The organism is Campylobacter gracilis (assembly GCF_018374135.1).
Classification (GTDB): Bacteria; Campylobacterota; Campylobacteria; order Campylobacterales; family Campylobacteraceae; genus Campylobacter_B; species Campylobacter_B gracilis_A.
Window position 1 is genome coordinate 1 of the sequence record NZ_JAHAFS010000032.1, and the last position, 8,618, is coordinate 8,618.

Annotated in this window: 7 protein-coding genes and 1 pseudogene; 1 reads left to right on the top strand and 7 read right to left on the bottom strand. The window is 49.9% G+C overall.

Annotated features, from left to right (window positions below; all coding sequences use genetic code 11):
- The first annotated feature begins 457 nt into the window (after positions 1 to 457).
- Positions 458 to 622 (top strand): hypothetical protein, encoded by a 165-nt coding sequence (locus KH703_RS09900; protein WP_304295735.1) that lies wholly within the window; start codon positions 458 to 460, stop codon positions 620 to 622.
- Positions 623 to 984: 362 nt separating this feature from the next.
- Here the strand turns inward: KH703_RS09900 and KH703_RS09905 are convergent, their stop codons facing one another.
- From KH703_RS09905 to KH703_RS09935, 7 genes and pseudogenes are all read right to left on the bottom strand, one after another.
- Positions 985 to 2,556, bottom strand: a complete 1,572-nt coding sequence (locus tag KH703_RS09905) for a subtype B tannase (protein WP_304295736.1) — start codon at positions 2,554 to 2,556, stop codon at positions 985 to 987.
- 232 nt (positions 2,557 to 2,788) lie between these two features.
- On the bottom strand, positions 2,789 to 3,283 hold the full coding sequence (locus tag KH703_RS09910) for a TlpA disulfide reductase family protein (RefSeq protein WP_304295737.1): 495 nt from the start codon (positions 3,281 to 3,283) through the stop codon (positions 2,789 to 2,791).
- Complete coding sequence (locus tag KH703_RS09915) at positions 3,280 to 3,648, bottom strand: hypothetical protein (protein ID WP_304295738.1); 369 nt, start codon at positions 3,646 to 3,648, stop codon at positions 3,280 to 3,282. The genes KH703_RS09910 and KH703_RS09915 overlap by 4 nt, the downstream gene beginning before the upstream one ends.
- A gap of 246 nt (positions 3,649 to 3,894) precedes the next feature.
- Positions 3,895 to 4,533, bottom strand: a pseudogene (locus tag KH703_RS09920) (ABC transporter ATP-binding protein); the annotation flags it as partial.
- 1 nt (position 4,534) lies between these two features.
- Positions 4,535 to 5,668, bottom strand: coding sequence for an ABC transporter permease (locus tag KH703_RS09925; RefSeq protein ID WP_005869323.1), 1,134 nt, complete (start codon positions 5,666 to 5,668; stop codon positions 4,535 to 4,537).
- Positions 5,655 to 6,899, bottom strand: a complete 1,245-nt coding sequence (locus tag KH703_RS09930) for an ABC transporter permease (protein ID WP_304295739.1) — start codon at positions 6,897 to 6,899, stop codon at positions 5,655 to 5,657. The genes KH703_RS09925 and KH703_RS09930 overlap by 14 nt, the downstream gene beginning before the upstream one ends.
- A complete protein-coding gene (locus tag KH703_RS09935) occupies positions 6,899 to 8,317 on the bottom strand; it encodes a Fe-S-containing protein (RefSeq protein WP_304295740.1) in 1,419 nt (472 codons plus the stop codon). The genes KH703_RS09930 and KH703_RS09935 overlap by 1 nt, the downstream gene beginning before the upstream one ends.
- Positions 8,318 to 8,618 lie beyond the last annotated feature (301 nt).

Sequence of the window (8,618 nt, forward strand, 5' to 3'; positions counted from 1 at the left end):
TCCGCAGCGCACGAGCGACGTGGAGGCGATGTTTGACGAAGCGAGCGCGCAGCTTTTAAAGCGCCTTGCGGATGCGGGTAAGGTTGTTTTTGAGGACGGTTTTTACGAGATTGCAAAAAGCTAGGCGTTAAAATTTTAAAAGCTATTTTGCGGCGCGGCGAGGGAGTGGCTTGCGTTTAGACCTCGTGTCGCAAAGAGTGCAAAGGGTGTCGCCGCACGCGAGCTAGAGAGGCGCTGCAAGGAGAGCTAGCGTTATTTGACGCCGAGTTGTGCTGCTGCCGCAAAGATACTAGCACACCCGGTTTAGGAAACGATGCTGCCGCGGCGTGCGTTAGTCTTTAATAGGCTAAGCGGTGCTTAAAAGCGCCGTTAAATTATGAAATTTATGCACACGGCGCAAAGATACAGGCCCCAAACGACGCTTTTTGGGTGTCAGTGGATTATTGAAGCAGGCCTAATGGATAGTAAAAGCGGGCTTGGACCTGCGGGAAATCGTGAAATGTGCGCCTTTAAATTTAGCCTGCTTACCGTGCTTGCTTGGGTTTTTTTGCATTCATTTTGGCGGATTTTAATCGTCCGCGTGTCGAATGCGCGCTCATGCACGATACCTGCGATCGGATAGCGCATAAACGCCGTGAAATTTTATCGCATACTTCGGTTTTTAATTTAGCCCGTAGAATTTGATTGTGCCGAAATTTTAGCGCAGATCGCGCTAAAAGCCCGCGCCACAAATCGTAGCAGCCGATAAAATTTAATTCGCGCCGTTTTGCCGCGATAAAATTCTATGGAATTTTTTGAATGCTAGCTGCAAAATTTCAAGCCGTTGCGCGCCTTGCGGCGATGCCGAAATTTCGACGCGATAGAATTTCGCAGCGGAATTTTATGCCGCTCGGCGTATCTGCTAGAGCGAGCTTTAGGCGATAAAATTTGGGCAGAGCTGCGGGCAAAATTTTAAATTCCAAAGTAAAATTCTACTCGTTAAACCTACTGCGCGACTATTTCGTCGATCCAATCAAAAAGCTCCTCCAGATCGTAATCGCCGCCGTGTCCTTGCCCCCAAGGCACCGCAAAATCGACATTCTTGCCCGCATTTTGCAAGCTAAGCGCCAAAATCGCGGGGATCGCAAGCGCCGTATCGCGATCGCTCGCGCCGTGTCGGATGCGGTAAAATTTCGCGCCGTTTTCGTTGCGCACGAAGCTCATCGCATCCATCATCTCCACGAGCTGCGCACCTGCGATCAGCACCCCTTTGGCGGGGTCATTCATCGCGCTAAAATCCGTAAAATGCGCCGCGTTAAATTTGGCGCCGCCGAAGAGCTCGTTTTCGGGATTTTCAAGCGCAAAGCCGTCGAATGCGGGCAGGGTCTTGGCGCGCGGCTCGGCAGTCGCGTAGCCCCAAAAAAGCATATGCGATTGCGATGCGTCGTCCTTGATCTTGGCGGCTAGGTATAGGGGCGCCTTCGCGCGCGGATTTTTCGCCGCAAAGTTAGCAAACGAGGCCGATATGAGCCCGTTTATGTAATCCTTGAAGCTGCCGTCGCCGTTTTTATCCAGGCTTAGCGCGCGGCCGCCCTCATCCTTTAAGCTTAGCGAGTTCAGATAGGCGGGGAATTGCGCCTTTAGCTCGTCTGAAATTTTAATCTGCGCTGTGTTTAGCTTGCCGCTAATCGTTTTGCGTGCGGGCTTTGCGGCGCTTTGATCCGCGCCTTTTTTAGAATTTTTTTCAGCGCCGCTAGAATTCTCGCCGCGCTCGTTAAATCCCGCCGCATCAAGGCCGCTAAAATCCATCTTTTCATATTTGCTCTGCGCGCCGAACATCCACTCATACGCCGCGTCCGCGTGCTTTAGATTGGTGATCGGGCAGTATAGCGACGCCGCGTAAATTTTATCGCTCGCCTTCGCAGCGCCCAGCTCCTGCAGATACGGCTCGTACGCGGCCTCGTCCCCGCTCGTGCCTAAAAGCGCCGAGAGCGCCCCGCCCGCGCTCGTGCCGTTTGAGATGATCCTGTTCGCGTCCCCCGGCATCGCCGCGTCGTTAAATTTTAGATACCGCACGGCTGCCTTTAGATCGACGATCGCCGCGGGCGCCTTGCCGATATAATCGCCGTTTGCGCCTTTTAACGTGCGTCCGCGCGCTGCGGGAGCGGCTACGACGTAACCGCGCGAAAGCGCCGTAGCGATCGCGTTTGGTTTGCCGCTTGCGTCTATTTTGACCTCGCCCGCTTCGCCGGGCATGTAGCCGCCCACGCCGTTTGGCAAAAATATCGGCACGCTCGCGGCGTCAAATTTACCGCTCTTGCGCCCCTCAAAATACTGTTGCGGGATGAAGATATTCATGCTCTGATAGTGCGCGCTTACGGGTTTTGCGACGTAGATTATGTTTTTGTAAGCGCGGAATTTTATCTTTTTGCCGCCTACGATCACGCTTTCTTGCGTAAAATTTGCGGCGTTAAATTTCAGATCTATTTGCGCGCTCTGCGCCGCAACCTCGGCGTTTAGGCTTAGCGCGCCGCAAAGCATCGCGGCAGCGCCTAGGACAAAGGATTTTTTACTCATTGAAGTATCCTTTATATTTTGATATCGCCGCTTTTTAGCTATTCAAGCAGCTTAGTGACAAAGCTAATTTTAGCAAAACTCGGCGAATACTTAAATCCGCTGCGCGCCTAAATTTTGAAATTTAAACGCAAAGGCATCTGCAAGTTGAAAGGAATTTTAAACTCGAAGTGTTAATTTTAGTGGGTATTTGCAATCCGCCGCCGCAAAAGCTGGCTGCATCAAATTCTGCTCGTTAATTCATAAGCTTGAGCTGCGTTTCGAAGGCGGATTTGGGGTAGAGGCCGATGAGCTTTTTGACCGCTTTGCCGTTCTTATCGTAGATCACCGACGTGGGGGTGCCGAAAATGCCGCCTACGATGGTTTCAAAGTATTTTACGGAGTTTGCGCCGCTGACGCTTGGGAATTTTATCCCCTTTTCACGAGCGATCGCGGCGTCGGCTTCTAAGCCTTTACCATCGCCTAGAATGCCGATAATCAGCGCGTCGCCGTTAGCTTGCAGCTCGTTTAGCGCGGGCACTTGGGCTTTGCACGCGCCGCAGCTGCTAGTATAGAAAAACAGCACAAACGGCTTGTCGTTGCCCTCGATCTTTAGTGTGCGCTCGGAGGGGTCGAACTTGGAGGCGAGCGAGGTACCGTCGCTGCTTAGATGGTGCTTCCATCCGTCGCAGCCTGCGAGTAGCAGCGCGAGCACAGCGGCAGTAACTTTTAGATTTAAAAATTTTATCATCTAAAACTCGCCTTCGGGCGCGCTAAATCGGCCTTTAAATTTGCGTTTGAAATTTTAAAATTTACGGCGCGATCTGGGCGGAAATTTATATCGTGACCCGCACCTAGGCGTATGTTGCGATCCGCGTCGAAATCTGTGCCCGTAGCGTTTCGGTTTTTAAAATTTAGACTTTTTAAATTTTGGCTTTTAAAATTTTTACCCACTCCGCTAGACTTTGCAACGGTGCTTGGTCTTTCTAGGCAAACGGCTTCGGTGGGACGTGAGTAGCAAAGAGCCGCGCCTGCTCGCGCGAGCTTTGTGTGAACCCAAAAAGAGCGCGGGCGGGCGGTGAAATTTTTAAATTTTAACGTAGCTTTATTTTTCATCATGCGAGCCAAATTTTATGCACCGGAATTCTGTGCGCCTGAATTTCTAGTATCGGAATTTTTGCCATTAGAATTTTCGGCACTCTGATCTTCGCCGCTAGAGCTTTGCGGGGCAGGATTTTGCTCACTCGCAGTTTCGGCGCTAGAGCTTTGCGAAGCGCTTCCGTTTAAATCGCGATCTGAAATTTTATCTTGCGAGCCGAGATTGTGCTTCATCGTGCTTTGATCTAAAAGTTCTATTCGATCGAGCTTGCCGTGTCTTAGGCGCACCACTTTGTCGGCAAATTTGCCGAGCTCTTCGTTGTGCGTAACCAAAAGCAGCGTCTTGCCCTCGCCGCGAAGCGTCTGAAAGAGCTGCAAAACCACGCGCTCGTTGGCCTCGTCGAGGTTGCCCGTAGGTTCGTCGGCGATGATGATGTCGGGATCATTGATGAGTGCGCGAGCGATGCAGACGCGCTGCTGCTCGCCGCCGCTAAGCTCGCTAGGGCGGTGCGTGATGCGGTGCCCGAGCCCCACTTTCTCAAGTGCGGCCTTGGCGCTGTCCTCGTCCACGCAGCTGTGGTAGTATTGATTTAGCATGACGTTTTCGACGGCCGTTAGATAGGGGATTAGGTGAAACTGCTGAAACACGAGGCCGATCTTTTTGCGGCGAAATTCTAAAATTTGCTCGTCGTTTAGCGCGCTCGCGTCGGCTCCGCCTAGGATGTATTTGCCGGCGGTGGGGGTGTCCATCAGGCTTAGGATATTTACGAGCGTGCTCTTGCCGCTGCCGCTTGGGCCCATTATGCTGACCCACTCGCCGCTTAAAACGTCGAAGCTGATATTATCGAGCGCCTTGACCTCGCCGAAGTATTTGCAGATGCCTTCAAATTTTAAAATTTCCATGTCATTCCCTTAATAGATTCGCTAAATTCGGATTCAGCGCCTTTTTGATCGGATAGTAGCTTGCCGCGAGCGCAAAAATCAGGCTCAGCGCAACCGCCGCAAAGAGGCTAATCAGCCTAAAATCCACGCTGCTTGAAAATATCAGATGCCCGAGCAAGATCGCTAGCAGGTATCCCACGAAGACCCCTGCTAGCGAGCCTGCGACGCAGACGGTTAAAATTTCGCTCAGGATCAGGTGGAGCAAATTTTGTTTGCTCGCGCCGATTGCGCGGATGAGCGCGAACTCTTTGATACGCGAAAGCAGGATCGAGCTAAGGCTCGTGTTGATGCAGACCGAAGTGATCAGAAGGATCGTAATGCCGATAAGAAGCATCAAAAGCTTGATTTTGTTTAAGATGATGCCCTGGGTCTTGGATACCTTGCCGATCGGCGCGAAGCTCATCTGCGCGTCGCTTAGACTTTTTGAAATTTCGCTAAGCTGCTTAAAATCGCCGCTTACGATCGCTTCGGCGTAATTTACCTGCGCAGGTTGATTTAAAATTTTTTGCGCCAGCGGCAGCGAGATTAGCAGCATGCCGTCCTCTTTCTGCCCGTCATAGACGATGCCTTTTATCTTTACCTTGCTCGTTTCGTTTGAGCCGATCGGCGTGATCTCGATACTATCGCCGAGTTTCGCGCCCAAAAGTTTGGCGAGATCTTGACCGATGAGCGCGTTTTTATCGTCGAAATCCACGCCGATAAACGAGCCCTCTTTGAGATCTAAAAATGGCATAGTATCGCGCAGAGAGGAGAAATTTACCCCCATGATGATGCCTGAGTTTACGCCTAAATTTGCGCTGCCAAAAAGGTATTTATTCGCGCTTTTTAGAGCTGGAATTTTGGCAAATTTCGCATCGAGCGCCGCTTCGTCCATATGAGAATTTTCTAAATTTGCAGGGCTTACGATTAAATTTGCGCCGTAGCTGTTTAGCTCGCTGGCGACCTTTTTATCGATGTCGGCGTAGATATTTACGAACGCCGCGCAAACCGCGCTGCCTAGCATTATCGCGACGAAAATCACGAAGCTGCGGATGCCGCTGTTGATGATACTTTTAAAGATCGCGCCTCTAAAAAACGCTCCGTTATTTCCTACCATAAAGCACCTCCGCAGGCAGTAGCTTGATCACTCCGCGTAGCGGCAAAATCGAGCCGATAATGCAAATAAGAAGTCCAAAGACGATGCTAAGCGGAAAGACCATTAGCGACACGCCGATAAAGGAGCCGAAAATTTGATACGCGATCGCCCAGCTAAGCGCGTAGCCCACGACTGCGCCCACGAGCGAGCTCGCTATGCAGATAACGAAAATTTCGGCGGCGAACTGGATATAGATCATAAAATTGCTCGCTCCCAGCGCCTTAAGCAAACCGATCTCCTTTTTACGTTTGTAAATTTCGCTGCTTAGCAGGCTCGTGATGCAGATGCTTGAAATCAGCAGCGATAGAATGCTTACGACGCCCATTAAATTTTGAATTTTTTTCGTGATACCGCTTTGAGCTTCGCTGACGCTAAGTACCGCCTTGGCGCTTGCGTTTGGATACTCCTCGGTGATTTGATATGCGATGGAACTTACGTATGCCGAGCAATACCAGGTGTCGTATTCTGTGGCGTCTAGATTATCAAGGCTCCTTCTTGCCTTTACGGACAGATCGTCTTCGGGGATCGTCATAGCGCTAACTTCTGCCTTGGCGATGAGGCCCTCTTTGTGCGTTAGCTTTTGCACTAGAGATAAATTTGCGATCAGCTTTTTGGCTTCATCCTCCGCGCCGTGCAAAATCCCAACGACCTTAACCTCATAATCTCCAAGCTTAACCGTATCGCCGATCTTTAGCCCCAGCGCGTCTCCTGCAAGAACCTCGTCATCGGCGCCGTCTTTGACCCACTGTCCCTCTACACTCCAAAACGGATAGAGCGAGCGCACGCCCGATCTGAAATCAGGCTCGTCGCTAACGCCCACGTCCCTTTCAAAGTAGGTTCCCACGACATCGTAATCTCCCGCACGGGTAGTTAAAAAGGGCGCAAAGGCGGTGATATTGTTGCGCCAAAAAATTTCTTTGATCTTATGTAGCTCGCTCTCCTTTAAGAAATCGTCGTTTTTAAGCGGCGAGTATTCGCGCCCGCCGATCTCGATACTTAGGCTTTGCGAACGCGGTAGCACTACGATATTTGAGCCGTAGCTGCGCAGCTCCTTAGCGACCTGATCGCCGATTTTTAGCGTGATATTTAGCATGCAAGCGATCAGCGAGACCGATAAAAATATCGTCAAAAACGCTAAAATTTTGCTATCCCTGGAGTTTAAAATGGAGGATTTGATGATGCGTAAAAACATTATTTAAGCTCCTTTAGCGTGCCGTTTTCATCTACATAGTGCTCGGGATGCGCGGTGAAAGCGTTTGCATTCGCTTCGCTTTCGAAAAAGTAGGTGCGTCCGTAGTAAAGATAGCTAAATTTAGAGGTGTTTAAAATTTCTTTTCTGCTGACCGGATCGATCACCTTTTTATCCACAATCTCCGAGAAATAGGACGCGCCGTCTTCAATCGTCTTAAGCGCGATGACGATATTTTGCCCCTCTAGCTTATAATCCAGCGGGATCGGATTGCAGCCGCCAAGCTTGCCGACGCTTGGTAAAAAGATACGCACGTTGCAAGCGATGCAGATGAGCTCGTCGCCTTTTTTGATATAGCCCATATCGCCGCAGATTGAGCACGCGTCAAAAACCGCGACCGGGGCAAATTTGTCCGTGAAGCGGTTTAATAGAAAAAATCTGACCTTATGCCCGTCGTCGGTGACGTAGGCAAAGCGGTGCAGCCTGCCGTCCTTTACGATGTTTGCATCGATTATAAATTCCGCGCCTTGCGGCTCGATAATCTTAGGCTCGTCGATCGTAGGCGGTTTTGAAGCGACCAAGATATAATAAAGCCCCAAAAAGCTAATTAAAACCCCAAGCGACAAGATCAGGCTAAAATCTCTAAAAATGGCGAATCTGCCCGCTTTAACCTCTCTAAATTTTATAATGTCCGATTCGCGAGACACTCGGCTTGGCGCACGAAATGCCGTAAGTAGCGCAATGAGCGCGGCTATAAGGCAAAGAGCTAGCGTCAGATAGGAGTTGTTGTAGTGGATGATTTTAGCGATGACGCTTAGAAACTCGGACGAGCCGATCGCGTTTGAAAGCCCTTCAAAACCCTTCGCGGCTAGAGCTTTGGGCGCGTCTGCCTGGCGCAGATCAAGACCTAAAAAGCCGATTTTAGCAATAAAGGCAAACACCCATGCAAGAGCGAACGACGCTAGCTTTGCGCCTCTGCTCGCGCGCGCTAGAGCTGAGCGATAAATAAAATAGAATAAAATGAGCGCCAGCGCACCTAAAACAGCCATAAAGAGGTTGGTTAGGCTGAAGCTGTCAAGCAGCTCGCCGGAGAAAATTTTAAAATTCATCCCTATGAAGCGGTATTCAAATCCATACGCGCAACCAAGAGCAAAAATAACTATAGCAGTAAGATAGAATCGCTTAAACTTAAACGCAAACAGCAGCGCGAGCAGCGCTAAAAGTGCGAGCGCATCAAATACGATCTTGCCCGTATCGGCGTTTGCCGAGCGCGCAAATGCGCTAAAGCACAGCGCCCCAAATGCAGCCCCCAAAAGCGCGGGCAAAAACGATGCGCCAATAAAGCGCCTGCCGCCCAGATACGCGCTTAAAAACGCGAGCGGAAACAGAGCCAAGCTAACGTGATAAAAAAATATCGTCATCAAAAATCCTCATCGAGCCTAATGCGCGTAAATCGCCTATAATTGCTTAAATTTTAAAATTTTAAAACCTACGCCGCTTTGTAAATTTTAAAATTTCAAATCCGCTTGCAAAAAATTTGCAACGGCAAGAGCCTGCTGATAAATAGAAATTTCGCCTCGCTCTTGCTTTGGTTTTGTCTCGCCCTCGCGCTGCGCTAAATTTAAAATTTTAAAATTTCAAGTATCTTGAAATTTTAAAATTTTGCCGCAGCTAAAAGATTCGTAAGCTTAAACGCATTAAAGCAAAAACGATGCGCTTTGA